This is a genomic window from Micromonospora lacuserhaii, assembly GCF_036902735.1.
Classification (GTDB): domain Bacteria; phylum Actinomycetota; class Actinomycetes; order Mycobacteriales; family Micromonosporaceae; genus Micromonospora.
Genome location: NZ_JBAKHO010000007.1, coordinates 179,154 through 200,742, shown reverse-complemented (window position 1 = coordinate 200,742; position 21,589 = coordinate 179,154). Strand labels below are relative to the sequence as shown.

The following is a 21,589-nucleotide window of genomic DNA, read 5'->3' as shown; positions in this document are numbered from 1 at the left end:
CTCCGCCCCTCCTGCGCTGCGCCCCCCGGCCACCGGCCGCCACGGGGCGCTGCGAGCGCCGCCCGCCGGCGGCCCGTCGGTGCGAGCCGCCGGTGCGGCGGCCGTCGCGGTGGTCACCGGCTGGCCGCGTCGGTACGGCCCGGCCGGCGGCGTCGGCTCAGCCAGCCGCCGGAATGCCGGCGGGGCAGCGAGCGGGCCAGGCGGGCCGCTTCGGCCTCGGCCTGGAGCTCCGCGGCCTGCGAGCGGTGGATCGTGAGCAGGAATTCCGCGTCGTTGCCGAACATGTCGGGCTCCTTCGAATCGGGTCGGCGTTGTCGTCGACCGCCGACTCTGACTCTTCGCGCGAAGGTGCCCCGGGGGCATGGGTGTACCGCCTGATCTTCGGCCCGCTCCCCTCCTTACCCGGCCCGCAACGGGGCACTGAGGGCTCGTAAGGTACTCAGCCGGCCGGGGATCAACCGGGCGGGCGGGGACCACTAGACTCTGGGTCATGGCAAAGCCCCAGGAGAAGGTCTCGTTCGGCCAGCGGCTGAAGCAGATCGGGATGGTGTTCCGGTTCACCGCCAAGCAGGACAGGTGGTTCGCGCCGCTGATCGCCGCCGCGGTCCTGATCCCGCTCGCGCTCACCGTCGTCGCGGTGATCCTCTGGGGCTGGCTCTGGCTACCGATCGGCATCCTGCTCACCCTGCTCGCCGTGCTGATCGTGCTGAACCTGCGGTCCAACAAGGCGATGATGAACGCCGCCGAGGGGCAGCCCGGCGCGGCGGCGCAGATCATGGAGAGCATGCGCGGCGACTGGCGGGTCACCCCGGCGGTCAGCTCGACCACCCAGATGGACATGGTGCACCTGGTCATCGGCCGTCCCGGCGTGATCCTGCTGGCCGAGGGGAACTCGCAGCGGGTCCGCGGCCTGCTCGGCCAGGAGAAGCGCCGGCTGGCCAAGGTCATCGGCTCCGCGCCGCTCTACGACTACGTGATCGGCCAGGGCGAGGGCGAGCTGCCGATCCGCAAGCTGCGGACCACCCTGATGCGGCTGCCGCGCAACCTCCAGGGCAAGGACGTCAACGCGCTCGACAAGCGGCTCAAGGCGCTCACCGCCCGCCCGCAGATGCCCAAGGGCGCGATCCCGAAGAACATGCGTCCGCCGCGCGCCTTCCGCCAGTCGCGGGGCCGCTGACCCTTTCTGACGTACGCGAGGAGCCGGGCCCGTGCGTGCCCGGCTCCTCGTCGTTTCCGGCGCGGTCAGCGCCGGGGGGCGTCGGTGATCACGGCGCCGGTGAGGCGGTCGTGCAGGCCGCGACGGTGCTCGTCCATGATCAGGGCTGGCACGGCCAGGGCGAGCAGCAGGCCGCGCAGCAGCCCACGGGCGACGCCGATCCGGCCGCCGTCGGCCCAGCCGAGGCAGCGGATCCGGGTGACGTACATGCCGGGGGTCTGGGCGAAGAGGCCGACGAAGAAGCCGTACTCCAGGATCAGCACCAGCACCGGGGGCCAGCCGTCGCGCAGCGGGTTGGCGAAGAAGTTCGACACCAGCAGGCAGAGCACCCAGTCGATCACCAGGGCGCCGAACCGGCGTCCGAGGCTCGGCGGGGTGAAGGACGGGTCTTTGGCGGGCGGCACCGGCGGCGCGGCGTACGGGTTGGTCACGACGGTCAAGGGTAGTCAGGCGGGGGCCGGGAGCCGATTCGCCACGAATCGCAGAATCGGGCCAACCACGCCAATTAGCTATCAACCGACCCAGCGGGTATCGTCCGAACGAGGGTCCCGGAGGGGACCGAGCGGCGCAGATGACGCTCCGCGAGCGACGTAACACGGCAGAAACATAGGAGACACGGCCGGGCAACCCCGTGGACATACCGTCGCCAGTGCCCAGCCACCGGAGTGGACGTGCCAGGAGGACGTGTGTTTGCCAATCCCGAGGAACTCCTGCGATACCTCAAGAACGAGGACGTGAAGTTCGTCGACGTACGTTTCTGTGACCTGCCCGGCGTGATGCAGCACTTCAATCTGCCGGTCGAGTCCTTCGACGACAGCGTCTTCACCGACGGTCTCGCGTTCGACGGCTCGTCGATCCGCGGCTTCCAGGCGATCCACGAGTCGGACATGCTCCTGCTCCCGGACGTCGCGAGCGCGTTCATCGACCCGTTCCGTACGCAGAAGACCCTTGCGCTCAACTTCTTCATCCACGACCCGTTCACCCGTGAGGCCTACTCCCGGGACCCGCGGAACGTGGCCAAGAAGGCCGAGGCGTACCTGGCGGCCAGCGGCATCGCCGACACCGCGTACTTCGGCGCCGAGGCGGAGTTCTACATCTTCGACTCGATCCGCCACGAGACCTCCGCCCACCAGTCGTTCTACTACATCGACTCGATCGAGGGCGCCTGGAACTCCGGCCGCGAGGAGGAGGGCGGCAACCGCGGCTACAAGACCGCCTACAAGGGCGGCTACTTCCCGGTGCCGCCGGTGGACCACTACGCCGACCTGCGCGACTCGATCGTGCGGCGGCTGGTCGACGGCGGCTTCACCGTGGAGCGCTCGCACCACGAGGTGGGCACCGCCGGTCAGTCGGAGATCAACTACAAGTTCTCCACCCTGCTGCACGCCGGCGACCAGCTCCAGCTCTTCAAGTACATCGTGAAGAACGAGGCCTGGGCCAACGGCAAGACGGCGACCTTCATGCCGAAGCCGCTCTTCGGCGACAACGGCTCCGGCATGCACACCCACCAGAGCCTCTGGCTGAACGGCGAGCCGCTGTTCTACGACGAGACCGGCTACGCCGGCCTGTCGGACACCGCCCGCTGGTACATCGGCGGTCTGCTGCACCACGCGCCGTCGCTGCTGGCCTTCACCAACCCGACGGTCAACTCGTACCGCCGGCTGGTGCCGGGCTTCGAGGCGCCGGTCAACCTGGTCTACTCGCAGCGCAACCGCTCCGCGTGCACCCGGATCCCGGTCACCGGCAGCAACCCGAAGGCCAAGCGGGTCGAGTTCCGGGTGCCGGACCCGTCCAGCAACCCGTACCTCGCCTTCTCGGCGATGATGATGGCCGGCCTGGACGGCATCAAGAACAAGATCGAGCCGCCGGCGCCGATCGACAAGGACCTGTACGACCTGCCCCCGGAGGAGTGGGGCGACGTCAAGCAGGTGCCGGGCTCGCTGCCCGAGGTGCTCGACGCGCTCGAGGCCGACCACGATTACCTGCTCGACGGCGGCGTGTTCACCCCGGACCTGATCTCCACCTGGGTGGGCTGGAAGCGGGCCAACGAGGTCGACCCGGTCCGCCTGCGGCCGACCCCGCACGAGTTCGCGATGTACTTCGACTGCTGAGGTCGTTCAGCAGGGCACGCTCCATCAGCACCGGCCGGGCCGGCTCCGCGATCGCGGGGCCGGCCCGGCCGCTTTCCCGCCGCGGGTCAGCGGGCGAGCAGCGCGTCCAGCTTGTCGAAGGAGCTGCCCCAACCTTCCCGGGCGCCGGCCTCCATCGCCGGGTCGTGCGGCCCCTGCCGCAACACCATTCGGGTCCGGCCGTCCTCGTCGTGGAACTCGACCCGCAGCCGCATGACGATGTCGCCCGCGCCGAAGTCGACGCGCTGTTCGCCGACCAGCAGCTCGTTCTCGACCAGCTCGGTGAAGGTGGCGTCGACCGCGGAGGTCATCTGATGGTCGGCGTCGTTGACCATGGTGAACCGCTGGTGGCCGCCGACCCGGGCGTCCACGTCGACGGTCTCCCGGGGCACCGACCAGCCGACCGGCCCGAACCAGGCGGCGAGCTGATCGGGGTCGACGAAGGCGCGGTAGACCAGCTCGCGCGGGGCGTCGAAGACGCGGGTGATGACGAGTTCGTGGGTGGCCGTGGTGTCGGTCATGGTGGGGTCCTCTCTCACTGTCGGTCGTCCGGCCCCGGTCGGGCCTGCAGCTTTCTGAGGTGGGCGTCGAGCCGGTCGAGGTTGGCGTCCCAGAACCGGCGGTAGCGCTCCATCCAGTCCGTCGCCTCCCGCAGCGGTTCCGGGTTGAGGCTGCTGGACCGCCACTGGGCGCTGCGACTCCGGGTGATCAGGCCGGCCTGTTCGAGCACTTTCAGGTGCCGGGAGATCGCCGGGAGGCTGATCTCGAACGGCTCGGCCAGCTCGGTGACGGTCGCGTCCCCCTCGGCCAGCCGGGCGAGGATCGCCCGGCGGGTCGGGTCCGCCAGCGCCGCGAAGATCACGCTGAGCCGGTCGGTCGCCATGCTCTTAACCACCTCGTTAATTAACTGATGCGTTAAACGTAGGCTGCTCGGGAAGCCTCGTCAAGCACGTTGGCGAATTCAGACCGATCGGGTCCGGCGGGCCCGCACCGCCCGCACCGCGAGCAGCACCAGCAGCGCCGTCATCGCGATCGCCCCGGGCGCCTTGCTGTAGCGGGCCACCGTGGTGCCGTCCGGCAGCGCCAGGAAGGCGGCCACCGCGCTGGGCAGCACGAACCACGTGGTCCGGGTCGCCGACACGGCCAGCACGGCCAGCGGCCAGGTCACGTACCAGGGGTAGAGGACCGGGGCCAGGGCCACCGTGGCGGCCAGCGCCAGCCCCGCCCCGAACAGGGCCACCCGGGGGCGGGCCGCCGCGAGCCGACGAACCCGCTGCGGTACGTCGTTGAGTTCCCGCAGCGACGTCCACGCCCGCCACCAGAGCACCGCCAGCAGCACCGCCAACAGCACCAGCGCCGCCGCCCGGGTCACCGGCACCGCCCCCGGCCGCCGCCCGGTCAACTCCCCCAGGTAGTTCACGACGAAACCGACGGCGGTCGGCGGCGAGGTCCACTGCTGCGAGTCGCCGCTACGGGCCAGCCCGCCGACCCAGCCCAGCCCCAGGCCGGACAGGGCCGAGACGGCCGCCAGCACGGCCAGCACCCCGGCAGCCAGCCAACCGCCGTCGCGCAGCAGCGCCCGGACCGTGTACCGGCCGAGCACCGCCGCGAGCGCGGCGAACGGGAGCACCACCACCGCGGTCGCCTTCACCGCCACCGCCAGCCCGAGCAGCACCCCGGCCACCAGCAGCCCGCGCGGCCGGCCCGGGAACCGGACCAGCACCAGCAGGCCGAGCAGGAGCAGCCCGAGCATCACCGCGTCGTTGTGCGCGCCGCCCACCAGGTGCACCCCGACCAGCGGGCAGGCCAGCGCGAGCCAGGCCGCCTGACCTGTCGGCACCCCGGCGGCCCGGGCCAGCCCCGGCAGGCAGAGCCCGGCCAGCAGCACCCCGGCCAGGGCGAAGAGCCGCAGCAGCAGCAGCGTGCCGACCAGGCCGCCGCCGAGCACCGCGGCCAGCGCGGCGAGCAGCATGAAGAACGGGCCGTACGGGGCCGGGCTGTCCCGCCACATCGGCGCCACCGAGTCCACCCACGGGCAGCCCGCCGCCGCCACTCCCGTCTCGTACGGGTCGTGGCCGGCCGCGTACGACCAGCCCTGGCAGGCGTACGAGTAGACGTCCCGGCTGGCCAGCGGCGGCGCGGCCAACAGCGGCAACAGCCACAGCCCCGCCGTCAGGTACGCCCACCGGGTCGACGGGACGCCCCGGCGCAGCGCCCACCACGCGCCCACCAGCAGTGCCGTGCCGGCCAGCCAGCAGCCCAGCGCCCAGGGCCCGTACGGGGCGAGCCACGGGCCGGTCGGAGGGACGTGCGGACGCGCCCCGCCGAGCCAGCCGGCCACGGCGAGCAGCACCGCGCCGGTCAGGCCGGCGTACCGGGCGAGGCGGGGCCGACCCTCGGTCGGCGTACCGGCCTCGGTCACCGGCCACCTCTCATCGGTCGACGGGGGCCGGCTCACGGGCCGCCCGAGCCGACCGTACCAACCGGACCGCCACCACGATCACCAACAGCGTCATCAGCGGCGCCCCGGGCATCTTGGTGTACCGGGCCAGCCCGGTGCCGTCGGCCAGCACCAGGAACGACGAGACCAAGGCGACCAGCGCGAACCACCGGGTGGCGTGCCGGGCGGTGGCCGCGAGCACCACCAGCGGCCAGGTCCAGTACCAGGGGTGAAAGAGCGGGGCCAGCGCCACCGTGGCGGCCAGCGCCACGCCGGCGTGCCAGAGCGGGTCGCGGTGCCGGGCCCGCCACCAGAGCCAGACCAGCAGCACCGCGAGAACCAGCACGCCGATCGCCCGGGTGACCGGCAGCGCGTCGACGTGCACCCCGAAGGGCGCCAGCAGGTACCCGACGGTCTGCCCGATCGCGGTCGGCGGCGAGGTCCAGGCCACCACGAGGCTGCCCTGTTCCAGGCCGCTGATCCAGCCGAAGTCGAGGCCCGCGGCGAGGGTCGCCCCGACCACCGCGGCCACCGCGCCGCCGACCACCGGGCCGCCGTCGCGCAGCAGCGTCCGGATCCGGTACGGCCCACCCATCGCGGCCAGCGCGGCGAACGGCACCACCACCAGCGCGGTCACCTTGACCCCGCCGGCCAGCCCGAGCAGCACTCCGCCGGCCAGCAGCGGCCAGGGGCGACCCGGCCGGGACGCCACCACCGCCAGCCCGGCGACCAGCAGCCCGACCATCAGCGCGTCGTTGTGCACCCCGGAGATGAGGTGCACGCCGATCAGCGGGGAGGCCAGCGCCAGCCAGAGGGCCCGCTCCACCGGCACCCCGCAGCGGCGGGCCAGCACCGGCAGGCAGGCCGCGGTGAGCACCACTCCGACGACGGCGAGCAGCCGGAACAGCGCGATGCTGGCGGTCAGCGAGCTGGTCGCCTTCACGATCGCCCCGGCGAGCATCACGAACAGCGGGCCGTACGGCGCGGGGGTGTCCCGCCAGATGTACGAGATGGTGTCCAGCCACGGGCAGGGCAGCGCGGAGACGCCCTGCTCGTACGGGTTGATCCCGGCCGCGTAGCTCGCCCCCTGGCAGGCGTACGCGTAGCCGTCCCGACTGCCCAGCGGCGGCGCGACCAGCAGCGGGAGCAGCCAGAGCCCGGCGGTGACCAGCGCCCAGCGGGCCGACGGCACCCGGTCGCGCAGGCTCCACCAGGCCCAGGCCAGCAGGCCCAGCCCGAGCAGCCACAGCCCGATCACCAGCGGCCCGCGCGGGCCCTGCCAGACGCTGACCGGGGTGGCGCGCAGCGGGGAGTCCGGCAGCGCGCCGCCGAGGTACGCGGCGACGGCGAGCACCGTCGAACCCGCCAGGCCGATCCAGCGCGAGAGGTGGTGAGGCACGTCCGACATGCTGCCAGTACCGTGGTCGCGGACCGGAGGTGGGCATGCGGGGCAGCAGGCAGGTGGCGGTGGCCACCGTGTCCGCGGCCGTCCTGGGCGTGGTGTTCCTGGCCCTGCCCCGGATGGGCTCCGACCTCTCCGCCCAGGTGGCCCGCGCCGACTTCTTCGCCGCGCACGGCCCCGCCCTGGTCGACCTGCGCTGGTACGGCGGGATCCACCCGCTCGGCTACAGCCTGGTCTCCCCGCCGCTGATGGCGACCCTCGGGGTACGGCTCACCGGGGTGCTCGCGCTGGTCGCGTCGGCCGCCGCGTTCGCCGCCCTGCTGGTCCGCACCGGTGTGCCCCGGCCGCTGCTCGGCAGCCTGGTCGGGGTGCTCACCATCGCCGGCAACCTGGTCTCCGGCCGGGTGACGTACGCCCTCGGGGTGGCCTTCGGCCTGGCCGCGCTGCTCGCCCTCACCCTGCCGCCCGGCCCGACCCGGCGGTGGGTTAGACCCGTCCTGGTGATGGCCGGCGCGCTGCTGGCGTCGGCGACCAGCCCGGTGGCCGGCCTCTTCGTCGGCCTCGCCGGGGCCGCGCTGCTGCTCACCCGCCGGTACGCCGACGGCCTGCTGCTCGGGGTGCCGGCGGCGCTGCCGCTCGCGGTGACCGGGCTGCTCTTCGGCGAGGGCGGCTGGATGAACATCAGCCGGAGCGACACCCTGCGGGCGGTGCTGACCAGCCTCCTGGTCGCCGCGCTGGTGGCGCACCGGCCGGTACGGGTGGGGGCGCTGCTCTCAGCGGCCGGGGTGCTGGCGGCGGCGCTGGTGCACACCCCGGTCGGGTTGAACGCCACCCGGCTGGTGGTCATGTTCGCGCTGCCGCTGCTGGCCGCCGCCGCCCGTGCCCCACGCCGGCTGACCGACCGGCTGACCGCCCGAGGGCGGGGCCCGGAGCGGGCCGGGGCGACCGGCCGGGGCCGGGTGGCCGGGTGGGTGGTGCTCGGCGCGCTGCTGGCGGTGGTCTGCTCGTGGCAGCCGCCGGTGGTCGCCGCCGACCTGCGCAGCGTCGGCGGCCCGACCGCCGACCGGTCGTTCTTCACCCCGCTCGCCGCGGAGCTGGCCCGGCGAGGGCTCACCGGCCGGGTGGAGGTGCCGCCGACCCGCAACTACTGGGAGGCCGCCCAGCTCGGCGAGGTCCCGCTGGCCCGGGGTTGGCTGCGCCAGGCGGACATCGCCCGCAACCCGCTCTTCTTCACCACCGTGCCGGGGGCGACCGGCACCGGAGTCCCGCTGACCGCCGACAGCTACCGGGCCTGGCTGGACGAGAACGCGGTGCAGTACGTGGCGGTCCCCGACGTCCCGCTCTCCTGGGTCGGCCGGGCCGAGGCGGAGCTGGTCGAGGCCGGACTGCCGCAGCTGACCGAGGTCTGGTCGGACGACCACTGGCGGCTCTGGGCGGTAGCCGACCCGACCCCGCTCGTCGGCGCGCCGGGCGAGCTGGTGCGCCAGGACGCCGCGTCGCTGACGTTCCGCGCCCCGGGCGCCGGGCCGGTGCCGGTCCGCGTCCGGCACACCCGCTGGCTGACCGCGTCCGGCGGCGCCACGGTCGGCGCCGACGGGGACTGGACGACGGTGACCGTGCCGGCCGCCGGGACGTACACCCTGGGCGGCTGACGGCCGCGCTCGCGGCCGGGCCGCGCGGCGCCGGTCAGGCCGCGCCCGGGTCGCGGCGGACCGGGGACGGGCGGGCCCGGACGTGCAGCCGCTCCCCCTGCGGTCCGAAGAGGCTGAGGATCTCCAGCGGGGTGTCGAACGGGTTGCCGAACCAGTGCGGGGTGCGGGTGTCGAACTCGGCGACCTCGCCGGCGTCGAGGGTCAGGTCGTGCCCGCCGAGCAGCAGGCGACACCGGCCGGAGAGCACGTAGAGCCACTCGTACCCCTCGTGGACCTGCTGGGTGGGCTCCCCCGCCCGCGCCCCCGGCGGGTAGAGCATCTTGTACGCCTGCACGCCGCCGGGACGGCGGGTCAGCGGCACGATGGTCACTCCGTTGCGGACCAGCGGCCGGGGGCGGACCCGGGGATCCCCGGTCTCCGGGGCGCCGACCAGGTCGTCCAGCGGCACCCGGTGGAACCGGGCCAGGGCGAGCAGCAGCTCCAGGGTGGGCCGGCGGCCGCCGCTCTCCAGCCGGGACAGGGTGCTGACCGAGATGCCGGTGGCCGCGGCGAGCTGGGTCAGCGTCACCGCGCGCTGCTGACGCAGCGCCCGCAGGCGGGGCCCGACCGCCGTCAGCACCTCGTCCGGCGCCACGCGGTCCTCGTCCGACGCCCGATCGTTTGCCATAACGGCAACGATAGTTGTCGGCGGGGCCGGGTGCCCGGACGATCCGGAGCGTCGGGGCGGGACCGGTCCGCCCGGAGGAGGCGAAGAACATGAAGCAGGCAGACGTCCGGGACGTGGTGGTGGTCGGCGGTGGGGCGGCGGGGCTCAGCGGCGCCCTCGCCCTGGGACGGTTCCGCCGGTCGGTGCTGGTGCTCGACGACGGCACCCCGCGCAACGCCCCCGCCGGCCACGTGCACAACTACCTGACCAGCGAGGGCGTCCCCCCGGCCGAGCTCTACGCCACCGGCCGGGCGGAGCTGGCCCGGTACGACGTGCCGGTGGTCGACGCCCGGGTGACCGACGCCCGGCCGCTGGGCGACGGGCCGGACGGGGCCCGGTTCGCGGTCGAGCTGGCCGACGGGCGTACCGTCCGGGCCCGCCGGCTGCTGATCGCCACCGGCCTGGTCGACGAGCTGCCCGCCGTCGCGGGCCTCGCCGAGCGGTGGGGGCGCGACGTGCTGCACTGCCCGTACTGCCACGGGTGGGAGGTGCGCGACCAGGCCGTCGGCGTGCTCGCCAACAGCCCGGCCGCCATCCACCAGGCGCTGCTGTTCCGCCAGCTCACCGACGACGTGGTGGTGTTCACCCATACCGGGCCGGCGCTGACCGACGAGCAGGCCGAGCAGCTGGCCGCCCGGGGCGTCGCGGTCGTCGCGGGCGAGGTGACCGCCCTGGAGGTGACCGACGACACGCTCACGGGTGTACGGCTGCGGTCCGGCGAGGTGGTCGCCCGGCAGGCCGTGGTGGTCGGTCCCCGGTTCCACGCCCGGATCGGGATGCTCGCCGGTCTCGCGCTGCCCACCACCGACCTGGTCCTGGCCGGGGAGGTGCTCGGCAGTCACGTCGCCGTCGACCCGAGCGGGGCGACCGGGGTACCCGGGGTCTGGGCGGCCGGCAACGTGGCCGACCCGCAGGCCACCGTCATCGCCGCCGCCGCGGCCGGGCTGAAGGCCGCCGCCGCGCTCAACGCCGACCTGATCGCCGAGGAGACGGCCACCGCGGTCGCCGCCCGGCGCGACCACGGCGCGGCCGGCGGCTCCGGCGCGGTGGACGCGGAGACCGCGCGGCACTGGGACGAGCTCTACCAGCGGCGGGAGCGGGTCTGGAGCGGGCGGGTCAACCCGCACCTGGCCGAGGTCGCCGGCGCGCTGCCGGCCGGCACCGCGCTGGACCTCGGCTGCGGCGAGGGCGGCGACGCGCTCTGGCTCGCCGGCCGGGGCTGGCGGGTCACCGCCGTCGACGTCTCCACCACCGCCCTGGACCGGGCCGCGGCGGAGGCGGCCCGGGCGGGGGTGTCGTCCCTGGTGGACTTCCAGCGGCACGATCTCGCCCGGACCTTCCCGACGGGCCGGTTCGACCTGGTCTCCGCGCAGTTCCTCCAGTCGCCGCTGGACTTCCCCCGGACCGAGGTGCTGCGCGCCGCAGCCCGGGCGGTGGCACCCGGCGGTCGGCTGCTCGTCGTGGAGCACGGCGAGGTCCCGCCGTGGAGCCGCCTCGCCCACCCGGACGTCCGCTTCCCCACCCCGGAGGAGACCCTCGCCGCGCTCGACCTGGACCCGGCGGCCTGGCTCACCGAACGGCTCGACGCCCCGCGTCGAGAGGTCACCGGCCACGACGGCGAGCACGGCACCCTGGTCGACCACCTGGTGCTGGTGCGCCGCCGCTGACGGCGGGACGGCTCAGGCCTCCATCACCCGTTCCATCGCGGCGCGGGACCGCCGCGCGGTGCGCAGGTACTCGTCGAGGAACTCGCCCGGGTCCTCCCGGCCGAGCAGCCGGGCCGCCCCGGCCAGCTCCACCCCGTGCCGGGGCAACTGGTCGCCGGCCCGGCCCCGGACCAGCATCAACGCGTTGCGGACCTGTGCGGCGAGGGTCCAGCCGGCGGCCATCTCGGCGGCGTCCGCCGGGTCGACCAGTCCGGCGTCCCGGGCCGCCGCGAGGGCGTCGAGGGTACGCGTGCCGCGCAGCTCGGGATGGGTGCCGGCGTGCCGGAGCTGGAGCAGCTGCACCGCCCACTCGACGTCCGCGAGGCCACCCCGGCCCAGCTTGGTGTGGGTGGCCGGGTCGGCGCCCCGGGGCAGCCGCTCGTGCTCCACCCGGGCCTTGATCCGACGGATCTCCACCACCTGTTCCCGGGTCAGCCCGTCGACCGGCCAGCGGACCGGGGCGACCATCGCCTCGAACTCGGCGCCCAGGTCGGCGTCGCCGCAGACGAACCGGGCCCGCAGCAGCGCCTGCGCCTCCCACACCTTCGACCAGCGGGCGTAGTACTGGGCGTACGCGGCGAGGCTGCGCACCAGCGGGCCCTGCCGGCCCTCCGGACGCAGGTCGGCGTCGACGCCGAGCGGCGGGTCGGGGGCGGGCATGCCGAGCAGCCGGCGCAGCTCCTCGGCGATCTGGTGCGCGGCGGCGCTGGCCGTGCTCTCGACCGCCCCGGCCGGCGGGTCGTAGACGAAGAGCACGTCGGCGTCGGAGAGGTAGTTCGACTCGTACCCGCCGAGCCGGCCCATGCCGATCACCGCGAAACGCAGCCCGGGCGGCCCCGGTTGGGCGGCCCGGGCGGTCCGCAGCGCCGCCGCCAGGGTGGCGTCGGTGACGTCGGCCAGCGCGGTGCCGACCGCGGTGATGTCGGCCAGCGGCGCGGCCGTCGAGCCTCGTTCCGGGCGCGGGGCCAGCCCGCCGGCCCGGCTGAGCAGGTCGGCGCAGGAGATCCGGACCAGCTCCCGGCGGCGCAGCGCGCGCACCGCCCGGGTGGCCTGCTCCGGGTCGGGATAGCGGGCCGCCGCGGCGGCGAAGCCGTCGCAGAGCACCTCCTGGCCACGGGGGGCCAGCTCGCTCTCCTCGGCCAGCAGGCGCAGCGCCTCCGGCTCGCGGGCGAGCAGGTCGGCGGCGTACCGGGACGAGGAGAGCACCCGGGCCAGCCGGCGGGCCACCGGGCCCTCGTCGCGCAGCAGCCGCAGGTACCAGGGGGTGCTGCCGAGCTTGTCGGAGACCTGCCGGTAGTTGAGCAGCCCGCGGTCCGGCTCGGGGGCGTCGGCGAACTCGCTGAGCAGCACCGGCAGCAGGGTGCGCTGGATGGCGGCCGTCCGGCTCACCCCGCCGGTGAGCGCCTGGAGGTGACGCAGCGCCCCGGCCGGGTCGGCGAAGCCGAGGATCTCCAGCCGGTGCCGGGCGGCCTCCGGGGTGAGCCGCAACCCGTCGGCGGGCACCCGGGCCACCGACTCCAGCAGCGGCCGGTAGAGCAGCTTTGCGTGCAGCCGGCGTACCTCGGCGGCGTGGGCGACCCAGTCGGCCCGGAACGCCTCGACGGCGCTGCGGCCCGGCGCGGCGGTGTAGCCGAGCGCGGCGGCGAGCCAGCGCAGCGCGGCCGGCTCGGTCGGCACGGTGTGGGTACGCCGCAGGCCCTGGAGCTGGAGCCGGTGCTCGACGCCGCGCAGGAAGCGGTACCCGCGCAGCAGCGCCTCCCCGTCGGCCCGGCCGACGTAGCCGCCGGCGACCAGCGCGCGCAGCGCCGGGATGGTGCCCCCCGAATGCAGCGACTCGTCACCGCGGCCGTGCACCAGTTGCAGCAGCTGCACCGCGAACTCGATGTCGCGCAGCCCGCCCGAGCCGCGCTTGATCTCGCGTTCCAGCTCCTTGGGCGGGATGTTCTCGATGATCCGCCGGCGCATGGCCCGGACGTCGGAGACCGCCTCGGGGCGCTCGGCGGCCCGCCAGACCAGCGGGGCGAGCGCCTCGATCCACTCCCGGCCGAGGTCGAGGTCGCCGGCGGCCGGCCGGGCCTTGAGCAGCGCCTGGAACTCCCACGTCCGGGCCCACCGCTGGTAGTACGCGAGGTGGCTGGCGAGGGTGCGCACCAGTGGCCCCCGGCTGCCCTCGGGGCGCAGCGCGGCGTCCACCGGCCAGGCGACCAGGCCGCAGATGTGGATCAGGCGGGTGGCGATCATGGTGGCGGCGGTGAGGTCCTCGTCGTCGGCGGCCACGAAGATCACGTCGACGTCGGAGACGTAGTTCAGCTCGTCGCCGCCGCACTTGCCCATCGCCACCACGGCCAGCCGCGGCGGGGACGTCGGATCGGGCAGCTCGTCGACGGCGATCCGGTACGCCGCGGCGAGGGTGGCGTCGGCCAGCGCGGAGAGCGCCGCCATGGTCTGCTCCAGGCCGCGGCCGCCGGTCAGGTCGGCCGCCGCGATCCGCAGCAGCGCCAGCCGGTACGCCTGCCGGAGCACCGCGGTCGGCTGGGTGGCGGCGGTCAGCCGCCCGGCCAGCGCCAGGTCGAGCCGGCCCTCGGCGATGGGGGCGAGCCCGTCCGGGGCGGTGGAGAGCACCGTCCACTGGGCGGGGTTGGCCACCAGGTGGTCGCCGAGCGCCGAGGATGCGCCGAGCACGGCGACCAGCCGGCGGCGCAGGCCCGCGTCCGCGTGCAGGGCGTCGAGCAGCGCCGACTCGGTCCCAGCGGTGTCGGCGGCCCGGCGTTCCGCCTCGACCAGCCGGTGCAGCTGACGCAGGGCCAGGTCGGGGTCGGCGGCCCGGGAGAGTCCGGCCAGCAGTTCGGCGGCCCGCTCGTCGGCGGGCTCCTGCTCGTCGAGGCGCCACAGCCCGAGCCCGTCCGGCCCGAGCAGGTCGGCCGCGCGGGCCTCGCCGCCGCCCTCGGCGGCGCCGAAGCCGTACCGGGCGAGCCGCCCCCTGGCCGGTCTGGTCATCTCAGTGGCCGAGCAGCGGCAGGCTGTGGCGGGTGGTGTCGTCGTCCAGCTCGCCGAGGGCGAGCGCGGCGAACCGGATGGCGAACGGCTGCCAGACCTCCTCGACGTCGGCCATCACCCGGTCGCAGGCGGCCACCACCAGCTCCTCGTCGTAGCCCAGCTCGGCCAGCAGCTCGGAGCCGCGGGCCCAGTCGGCGATCATCGCGGTGTCGCACTCGATGTGGAACTGCAGGCCCCAGGCCCGGTCACCGAGGCGGAACGCCTGGTGCGGGTAGCGGGTCGAGGCGGCCAGCAGGGTGGCCCCCCGGGGCAGCTCGGTGATCTCGTCGGAGTGCCACTGGAGCACGTCCGGGATCAGCGGCACGTACCGGAAGAGCGGGTCGTGGTCGGCGGCGTCCCGTTTGCCGACCACCCCGGGGCCGACCTCGGGGCCGGACGGGCTGCGCTCCACCAGACCGGCGTGCGCGGTGGCGAGCAACTGCCCGCCGAGGCAGACGCCGAGGGTGGGCAGGCGGTACCGGACCGCCTTGCGCAGCAGCCCCTCCAACGCCGGGAACCAGGGCGCGCCGGGGCTGCCGTCGGGCAGCGGATACGCCTGCTGCTCGCCGCCCAGCACCACCAGCGCGGCGTACCCCGTCAGGTCGGCGGGGAGTTCGTCGCCCGCGTACGGGCGGAGCACCCGCAGTTCCAGGCCCCCCTCGGTCAGCCAATCCCCCAGCCGGCGGAGGTCGTCGGTCGGGTCGTTCTCGATCACCAGCGCGGTCGCCACGGTGTCGAGGCTATCGGGTGGGTCGGGATCGACCCGGAACGGCTCGGCCCGCGCCCCGACGACCGCTACGCTCGGCCGCTGTGATCACCGAAGACTGCCTGCGTCCACCGGCCCTGCGTCCCGGCGACGCGGTGATGCTGGTGTCGCCGTCCGGGCCGACCCGGCCGGAGCGGGTGGCCCGCGGCATCGAGCTGCTGACCGGCTGGGGGCTGCGTCCGGTGCTTGCCCCCAACGCGTACGCCCGGCAGGGCTACCTGGCCGGCGGCGACGAGCTGCGCGCCGCCGACCTGAACACCGCATTCGCCGACCCCGGGATCCGCGGGGTGGTCTGCACCCGGGGCGGCTACGGCGCGCAGCGGGTGGTCGACCTGATCGACATGGCCGCGGTACGCCGGGACCCGAAGGTGGTGGCCGGCTTCTCCGACATCACCGCGTTGCAGTTCGCGCTCTGGCGGGGCGCCCGGCTGGCCGGCGTGCACGGCCCCGGGGCGGCCTGGCTGGACGAGCGCACCCCGCTGGCGTCGGCGGAGTCGCTGCACGCCGCGCTGATGACCACCGCGCCGGTCGCCGTGGCCGCGCTGGCGGGGGAGGAGACCTTCGGCGTCCGGGTGCCGGGGCGGGCGGTGGGGCCGCTGCTCGGCGGGAACCTCTGCCTGATCACCGCGTCGATCGGCACGCCGGACATGCCGGACCTGACCGGGGCGGTGCTGCTGGTCGAGGAGGTGCAGGAGCCGCCGTACAAGGTCGACCGGATGCTCACCCACCTGCGCCGGGCGGGGGCGCTGGACGGGATCGCCGGGGTGGCGGTGGGCCAGTTCACCGAGTGCGCCGACGGCTGGGACACCACCGTCGTGGACGTGCTCACCGAGCGCCTGGGCGACCTGGGCGTGCCGGTGCTCGGCGGGCTGCCGATCGGTCACGGGGTCGGGCAGCTGACCGTCCCGGTGGGTACCCGCGCCACCCTGGACGCCGACGCCGGCACCCTCACCGTCTCCCCCGCCGTCCGCTGATTCCGTTTTCGCCCGCTCTGTCGGCCGGATTGCCAGCTGGCTGACAGGGTCGGGACGGGGTTCCTCCAGGTTCACTGGTCACTGTCGGTGACGTCATCGCACTACCACCGAACAGCTGGAGGACTGATGTCCCGCACGATGTCGAAGAAGCACCTGCTGGCCGGCCTGGCCGCCGCCGGAGTGCTCGGCGTGGGGATCGCCGCCCCCACGGTGGCCTTCGCCGAGGACAGCGCCACCCCGACGCCGAGCGCCAGCAGCAGCGATCAGGGCACCGACCGGCAGCAGCAGCGGGCCGACCGGCAGAACGCGTTCGCCGAGGCGCTCGCCAAGGAGCTGGGCGTCTCCACCGACAAGGTGACCGCCGCCCTGGAGAAGGTGCGCGAGCAGCAGAAGGCCGACCGGCCGGAGCGGCCGTCCACCGAGGACCGGCAGGCGCAGCTCAAGGAGCGGCTCGACCAGGCGGTCAAGGACGGCAAGCTCACCCAGGAGCAGGCCGATGCGATCACCAAGGCCGTGGAGGCCGGCGTCTTCCCCGGCGGTGGTGGCCGCGGCCACCACGGCGGCCCCGAGGGCATGCCCGGCAGGTGACCCCGTGGCCCCGCCGCCCCCTCGCCCGGCCACTCCCTCTCCTCCCGGCCGGTCAGCCCCCGCGGCGGGGCCACCTCAGCCCCGTCTCCGACGCCCCATGCGACGGGGCCCGGCCGGCTGGGGCGCCCGGATCTCCCTGCGGCGCGGCGCCTCGCCGGTGCGTGGCGTCGACGCAGTCCGAGGTGCTCGCGTGGAACGAGGGGGGCGCCGAAGCGCCCCCCTCGTCCATGGACTGCCGATGTGCGGTGTCGCCGGGCGACCGCGGTCGCCGGGAACCGGCGACATTGCCCCGCCGCGGATCAGCGAAGGTTACCGACAGCCGGTCACCCGCACGTCGTTCGAGTTCAGCTTCGTGGTGCCCGAACTGTGGTGGAACTCCACGTAGGTGTCGAAGAGCCAGTAGTCGTCATCGGTATTCGAGCATCCGTAGTCCTTGGGTGAGAACGACTTCTGGGACGGCGTACCGATGCCCGTGATCCGCACGTGCGTCTGGGAGAGCTTCGCCCATCCCGTGATCTTGTTCCGTCGCCTGATCCAGATGTCCACCGATGTGATGCGCCGGTTGGCGCAGCTGGTGTAGCTCGCCGACCCTCTGATCAGGTCGCCGTCCCTGATCGTGTAGCCGATGTCCATCTGAGTGCCCCTGGCGCAGTTGATCGCCGCCTGGGCCGGCGCCTGGACGCCGAACACCGACGCGGCCAGCAGACTGATCAGGGCCACCGTCTGCGCTATTTGTCGTCGCATGTGCACCCCTCGTCGGGAGGACCTGTTCCTAGTCACACGGAACTCGGATGTCGTTGGAATTGAGCTCGGTCTTCCCGCCCCCGGGGTGATAGAAGACGACGAACGTGTCGAACGTGGCCCGCGCCTTGCCGTTGCACCACAGGTCCTTCGGCGAGAACTCGCGCTGGGAAGGGGTCGCGATGTTCTTGATCTCCACCTTTGTGGCGAACAGGCGTCCGCCGCCTCGACGGATCCAGATCTCGGCACGCGTGATGGGTCGATTCGAGCAACTGGTGTAACTGGCCGATCCCTTGATCTTGCCGTCCTGCTTGATGGTGTATCCGATGTCCATCTGGGTGCCCCTGCGGCAGTCGATCGCCGCGCTGACCGGGGAACCCGTCGCGACCAGGGAGCCGGCCACGAGGGAAGAAGCGGTCAGCAGTCGCACCAAGAGCATTGAGCGTTTCATACGATTTCGTCCTTGCCTTCACATCGGCATTCGGCGAGGCATCAGCAACTGACGCGGATCTCGTTCGACGTCTTCGTGCCGATCAGCTTGCACGCGCAACCGCGGCCACCGTCCGGCCCGAACAACTTCACCTTCGCCCGGTAGGTCTGCGTGCCCTTCCCGCTGCAGTTGTACGAGATGGGCTGGATCCCGCTCGAGGTTCTGATCAGCGGACCCTTGACCGTGAGCCACACGCCGAGGCCCTTGTATTTCTCCATGGTGACCTCGATCTGCTGGTTGCCGCAGTCGGTGTAACTGCCTTCGCCGTTGACCGCTCTGCCACTCTTGTAGGTCCTGCCGATGTCGAAGATCTTGGAACAGGAAGCGGCGGCGGCACCCGCCTGCTGCGACACACGTTCCGCCGCTTGGACCGGTGACACCGAGAGGCCGACACCAGCCATTACCAACGACAATCCGACAAGGAACCGTAGGACAACTTTCATGAACCCTCCCGCTGTTTTCCCCGACCGGTCAATCGCTATCGATCCGCACCGCGATTGACCTCGGAATGGACCATACAGTCGTTGATTTTGACCGTGTGTCCCCATAGCGGGCGCATGGTCGAAGACACCGCGCCATTGACACTACCCAGCGTGAACGGAGGCATCCCAAAAGCAGTCGAATGTGGACAGTACCGCCACGCGTGGCGACGAAGAGTGGCGTATCACGGTTCGATAACGGGTCCGTGGAGCGCGATTAATTAGGTAAGTGGAAAGTTGATGTCGCACAGAACTGCCGATATGGAGCGCTCTCCTCGGAGCGGTGGCCCGCGCCGACCATGGCGCGTGAATGACCGCGGAAAGGCGCCCGCCCCGGGCGAGAGGTTTCCACGGCTCGGGCCGTCTCCCGGCAGCCCGAAACGGCCCGGGAGGTCCGGTCAGGTGGCGGCCGCTGCTGCGGCTACCGCCGCCAGCACCGCGTCTCTCTCCTCCAGCGCGGTCACCACCTCCAGGACGGCGGCTCGAACCTCACGCTCGCGCCAATCGGCTTCGATCAGTCGAAGCACCCGGGCCGCCTTCTTTCGCGGGACCTCGCCGAACACCAGCGCAAGGGCATTGGCCGCGTCCAGCAGGGCGATCAGCGGAGCAGCGTCACCCGAGGGAGGGGCGTCACCGACGAGCACGGATGCCAGCCGCTGCCGCAGGGCCGGCCGGTTGGCCGCGGCTGCGGGCAACCACCGGTCGACCCGGAAGACCCCGCCCACCACGACCCGCTCGTGCCGCAACACGTCACGTGACACGAGCACCCGTAGCACCGCCGTCCGGGCATAGGGCGCCAGCAGGTCGACAGCCTTGAACGTGGAGACACGTCCTGCCGCCAGCACGGCAGCGGCGCCGTCCAGCACCGCGTCGCCGGTGAGGGGCGGATCGACGACCTCCCACCGCCGGGCGGACCGACGTCGCCCCTCCGCCACGGTCCTCACTCTTCCAGCGGCCAGCAGGTCCAGAAGCAGAGCGCCGGCCACCACGGCGTCCATCTGTGCTGGGGAGACGAGCGGTCGACCCGACGTCGGGTCCGTCAACAGTTCCAGGATCTGCTCGGCAAGGTCGGGCATGGGACGTCCTTTCGCTGGCTCTTCCCGGCAGGCCCGCAACCACTCGCAGAGCCGGACCGCGGTCGCCCGCACCCATCCTGACCCACGGAGGCCAGTGACGCGGCTCCCCTCCGCCAGTACAGCCATTGAGCGAAGACCATGACCGCGACGGGTCACGCCGGACGGTGGAGGGACCGAACGCCCGCTTCCTTCCCGGCGTCGACGCCACCCACGTCCGCGCGCCCTCGCACCGGGACGAGAAAGACCAGCGCGAGGGCGACCAGGACGAGCAGGTTGCGCAGCACGAACTCGGGCACGCTGTCGGTCCGCTCGACGGCGTCGCCCCGGTTGGTGAAGGACACGACGCCGTAGAAGGCGACGGCGTAGACGCCGGCCACCGCCAGGAGTGTGAGCGCGCGAGGAGCGACCCGGGTGTCGGCAGCGGTCGCCCGGCCCACCAGCACGAGCAGCGCCGGAAGCAGCCAGAAGATGTGGTGTGGCCAGGTGATCGGACTGACCAGGCCGCCGACGAGCCCGGTGATCGTGAGCCCCAACAGCTCGTCGCCGGCCGCCGCCGCCCGGGCGGCACGTCGTATTCCCACGAACACCACGAGCAGCGCCGAGATCAGCCAGAGCGGTCGGCTGGCGGGCTCCGGCGCCACCAGCCGGCTCCACAGTCCCAGCAGGGACTGGTTACCGGTGTAGTCGAGACGTCCGACCCGTTCGGTGCTCCACAGGGCGTCTGTCCAGAATCGCCACGAGGTACCGGGTGCCACCAGCCCGGCCAGCACGGTCGCGGCGGATGCCGCCGCCATCGCCACCACCGCCGCGGGCCAACGGCGCGTGGCGAGCAGGTACAGGATGAAGATGCCCGGGAAGAGCTTTATCGCGGTGGCCAGCCCGATCCCGATGCCGGCGAACCGGTGCCCCCTCGGTAGGCAGTAGGCGAAATCCACCAGGATCAGGAGCACCAGCAGCAGATTGATCTGCCCGAGGGTGATGGTCTCGCGCAGAGGCTCCACCAGGAGGAGCAGTGGGGTCACCAGTGCCGCCAGGTACCAGGGCGACGCTCCTCGCCAACCGTCCTTCACCATCCGGCAGAGCCACGCCGTGGCGATGTAGGTGGCCGCCACGGTCAGGCCGGTGAAGATCAGAGCGACCGCAGCAAAGGGCAGGAAGGCGATGGGGTACATGACGAGGGCCGCGAACGGGGTGTAGGTGAAGTACAGGAGTCCCTGCACCTCGTCCGGTCTCGAATAGTCGTAGAGCGGGTGCCCCTCGGCCCACCACCTCAGGGCGTCGTAGTAGATGTGCAGATCGTAGAAATGGTGGCGGTTGCCGTACAGGAGATACGTCAGAGCCGCGATGGAGGTCGTCGCGACCACGGCGCCGACACGAAAGACCACGGCTCCAGGTCGGGGTACCCGGACATCGCGCGGTGCCCGTGCTGCGGGCGGCATGGCGCCTCCTTCGTCGGCTGCGTCGTCCGCACCGACAGCCGCAGCGCCGGATCGCAGGCCACCACCGCACCGGCTGGAACCCGCCGGGCCGGCACGATGGGCTACGCGAGGATAACAGCCGGCATTCGTCGGAGAACGCGCCGAATCACCCACCGTGGGCAGCCGCGCCAGTAGCACTGTCGCGGCGCCATCGGCTCGGGATCGGCGAGGCGGCGGTGTCCGGCGACCGGGACACCGCCACGTCGGCAGCGCCGGTCAGCCGGCCGGCGGCGGCGTGAAGACGCCGATGTGGTTGCCGGCCGGGTCGGCCAGGTGGGCGAAGGTGAGCCCGCTCGGCGCCGTCACCAGCGGCACCAGCACCTTTCCGCCGGCGGCCTCGGCGCGCCGGCAGGCCTCCGCCACGTCGGCCACCCCCGCGTAGAAGATCGCGTAGTTGGGCGAGCCTCCCTCGGTCGCCCGGATCGCCCCGCCGATCCCCGTCTCCCCGCCGGCCCCGGTAACCCGGTACGACCCGCCGGCGCCCTGCTCCTCGAAGGACCAGCCGAACAGCTCGCCGTAGAAGCGTTCCGCCTCGTCCGGCCGGTCGGTGCCGATCTCGAACCAGGTGATGGGCGTGGTGGACATGTGCTGCCTCCTGCATCCCGCGCCGGCCCGGTCGGCCGGCGTCGTCGGGAGTCAGCCTCGCCCCCGTCGGCGACAACGTCCTGTCGGTGTTTCCGATCCGGCCGGTGTTCGCCGATCCGGCCGGC

Annotated in this window: 21 protein-coding genes and 1 pseudogene; 7 read left to right on the top strand and 15 right to left on the bottom strand. The window is 73.4% G+C overall.

All coding sequences use genetic code 11. The annotated features are described in order from the left end of the window. Positions 1-113: 113 nt before the first annotated feature. Positions 114-284, bottom strand: a complete 171-nt coding sequence (locus V6U81_RS07730; protein ID WP_334485917.1) for a hypothetical protein — start codon at positions 282-284, stop codon at positions 114-116. 206 nt (positions 285-490) lie between these two features. Here V6U81_RS07730 and V6U81_RS07725 point away from each other — a divergent pair, with 206 nt between their 5' ends. After that, positions 491-1,177, top strand: a complete 687-nt coding sequence (locus V6U81_RS07725) for a DUF4191 domain-containing protein (protein WP_334485915.1) — start codon at positions 491-493, stop codon at positions 1,175-1,177. A 65-nt stretch (positions 1,178-1,242) separates the two neighbouring features. On the opposite strand, the gene V6U81_RS07720 is transcribed toward V6U81_RS07725, so the two are convergent. Beyond that, positions 1,243-1,647 (bottom strand): RDD family protein, encoded by a 405-nt coding sequence (locus tag V6U81_RS07720; protein ID WP_420883989.1) that lies wholly within the window; start codon positions 1,645-1,647, stop codon positions 1,243-1,245. A gap of 255 nt (positions 1,648-1,902) precedes the next feature. On the opposite strand from V6U81_RS07720, the gene glnA reads away from it, so the two are divergent. Further along, entirely contained in the window at positions 1,903-3,327 is a 1,425-nt protein-coding gene (gene glnA / locus V6U81_RS07715; RefSeq protein ID WP_334485913.1) for a type I glutamate--ammonia ligase, read from the top strand. An 86-nt stretch (positions 3,328-3,413) separates the two neighbouring features. On the opposite strand, the gene V6U81_RS07710 is transcribed toward glnA, so the two are convergent. The 4 genes from V6U81_RS07710 to mptB (V6U81_RS07695) form a co-directional block, all read right to left on the bottom strand. Next, positions 3,414-3,866, bottom strand: a complete 453-nt coding sequence (locus V6U81_RS07710; protein ID WP_334485911.1) for an SRPBCC family protein — start codon at positions 3,864-3,866, stop codon at positions 3,414-3,416. Between the two features lie 14 nt (positions 3,867-3,880). Further along, the gene (locus tag V6U81_RS07705; protein WP_334485909.1) at positions 3,881-4,228 is read right to left on the bottom strand and encodes an ArsR/SmtB family transcription factor; all 348 of its coding nucleotides are present in this window, start codon (positions 4,226-4,228) and stop codon (positions 3,881-3,883) included. Positions 4,229-4,306: 78 nt separating this feature from the next. Continuing rightward, on the bottom strand, positions 4,307-5,767 hold the full coding sequence (mptB, locus tag V6U81_RS07700) for a polyprenol phosphomannose-dependent alpha 1,6 mannosyltransferase MptB (RefSeq protein WP_334485908.1): 1,461 nt from the start codon (positions 5,765-5,767) through the stop codon (positions 4,307-4,309). Between the two features lie 10 nt (positions 5,768-5,777). Further along, positions 5,778-7,184 carry a polyprenol phosphomannose-dependent alpha 1,6 mannosyltransferase MptB gene (gene mptB / locus V6U81_RS07695; protein WP_334485945.1) on the bottom strand — a complete coding sequence of 469 codons (1,407 nt, stop codon included), beginning with the start codon at positions 7,182-7,184 and terminating at the stop codon, positions 5,778-5,780. A 44-nt stretch (positions 7,185-7,228) separates the two neighbouring features. On the opposite strand from mptB (V6U81_RS07695), the gene V6U81_RS07690 reads away from it, so the two are divergent. Continuing rightward, positions 7,229-8,839, top strand: coding sequence for a hypothetical protein (locus tag V6U81_RS07690; RefSeq protein WP_334485907.1), 1,611 nt, complete (start codon positions 7,229-7,231; stop codon positions 8,837-8,839). Between the two features lie 34 nt (positions 8,840-8,873). On the opposite strand, the gene V6U81_RS07685 is transcribed toward V6U81_RS07690, so the two are convergent. Beyond that, on the bottom strand, positions 8,874-9,506 hold the full coding sequence (locus V6U81_RS07685) for a helix-turn-helix domain-containing protein (RefSeq protein WP_334485905.1): 633 nt from the start codon (positions 9,504-9,506) through the stop codon (positions 8,874-8,876). A gap of 89 nt (positions 9,507-9,595) precedes the next feature. On the opposite strand from V6U81_RS07685, the pseudogene V6U81_RS29315 reads away from it, so the two are divergent. After that, positions 9,596-10,561, top strand: a pseudogene (locus tag V6U81_RS29315) (NAD(P)/FAD-dependent oxidoreductase); the annotation flags it as partial. Positions 10,562-10,591: 30 nt separating this feature from the next. After that, positions 10,592-11,212: an SAM-dependent methyltransferase gene (locus tag V6U81_RS29310; RefSeq protein ID WP_477463157.1), complete on the top strand. Its 621-nt coding sequence runs from the start codon at positions 10,592-10,594 to the stop codon at positions 11,210-11,212. Positions 11,213-11,224: 12 nt separating this feature from the next. Here the strand turns inward: V6U81_RS29310 and V6U81_RS07675 are convergent, their stop codons facing one another. Beyond that, positions 11,225-14,248 (bottom strand): bifunctional [glutamine synthetase] adenylyltransferase/[glutamine synthetase]-adenylyl-L-tyrosine phosphorylase, encoded by a 3,024-nt coding sequence (locus V6U81_RS07675; protein ID WP_334485901.1) that lies wholly within the window; start codon positions 14,246-14,248, stop codon positions 11,225-11,227. 1 nt (position 14,249) lies between these two features. Further along, entirely contained in the window at positions 14,250-15,017 is a 768-nt protein-coding gene (locus V6U81_RS07670) for a type 1 glutamine amidotransferase (protein ID WP_334485899.1), read from the bottom strand. Between the two features lie 80 nt (positions 15,018-15,097). Between V6U81_RS07670 and V6U81_RS07665 the strand changes: the two genes are divergently transcribed. Both V6U81_RS07665 and V6U81_RS07660 read left to right on the top strand, forming a co-directional pair. Next, positions 15,098-16,027 carry a S66 peptidase family protein gene (locus V6U81_RS07665; protein ID WP_334485897.1) on the top strand — a complete coding sequence of 310 codons (930 nt, stop codon included), beginning with the start codon at positions 15,098-15,100 and terminating at the stop codon, positions 16,025-16,027. A gap of 126 nt (positions 16,028-16,153) precedes the next feature. Continuing rightward, positions 16,154-16,615: a hypothetical protein gene (locus V6U81_RS07660; protein WP_334485895.1), complete on the top strand. Its 462-nt coding sequence runs from the start codon at positions 16,154-16,156 to the stop codon at positions 16,613-16,615. 309 nt (positions 16,616-16,924) lie between these two features. On the opposite strand, the gene V6U81_RS07655 is transcribed toward V6U81_RS07660, so the two are convergent. The 6 genes from V6U81_RS07655 to V6U81_RS07630 all read right to left on the bottom strand — a co-directional run bounded on the left by V6U81_RS07655 (position 16,925) and on the right by V6U81_RS07630 (position 21,464). Next, positions 16,925-17,335: a hypothetical protein gene (locus V6U81_RS07655; protein WP_334485893.1), complete on the bottom strand. Its 411-nt coding sequence runs from the start codon at positions 17,333-17,335 to the stop codon at positions 16,925-16,927. 52 nt (positions 17,336-17,387) lie between these two features. Next, a complete protein-coding gene (locus tag V6U81_RS07650) occupies positions 17,388-17,786 on the bottom strand; it encodes a hypothetical protein (protein ID WP_334485891.1) in 399 nt (132 codons plus the stop codon). Between the two features lie 62 nt (positions 17,787-17,848). Then, on the bottom strand, positions 17,849-18,247 hold the full coding sequence (locus V6U81_RS07645; RefSeq protein WP_334485890.1) for a hypothetical protein: 399 nt from the start codon (positions 18,245-18,247) through the stop codon (positions 17,849-17,851). A gap of 476 nt (positions 18,248-18,723) precedes the next feature. Beyond that, a complete protein-coding gene (locus V6U81_RS07640) occupies positions 18,724-19,401 on the bottom strand; it encodes a GPP34 family phosphoprotein (protein WP_334485888.1) in 678 nt (225 codons plus the stop codon). 152 nt (positions 19,402-19,553) lie between these two features. Continuing rightward, positions 19,554-20,786 carry a glycosyltransferase 87 family protein gene (locus tag V6U81_RS07635; protein ID WP_334485886.1) on the bottom strand — a complete coding sequence of 411 codons (1,233 nt, stop codon included), beginning with the start codon at positions 20,784-20,786 and terminating at the stop codon, positions 19,554-19,556. Between the two features lie 309 nt (positions 20,787-21,095). Next, positions 21,096-21,464: a VOC family protein gene (locus V6U81_RS07630; protein WP_334485884.1), complete on the bottom strand. Its 369-nt coding sequence runs from the start codon at positions 21,462-21,464 to the stop codon at positions 21,096-21,098. Between the last annotated feature and the right edge of the window lie 125 nt (positions 21,465-21,589).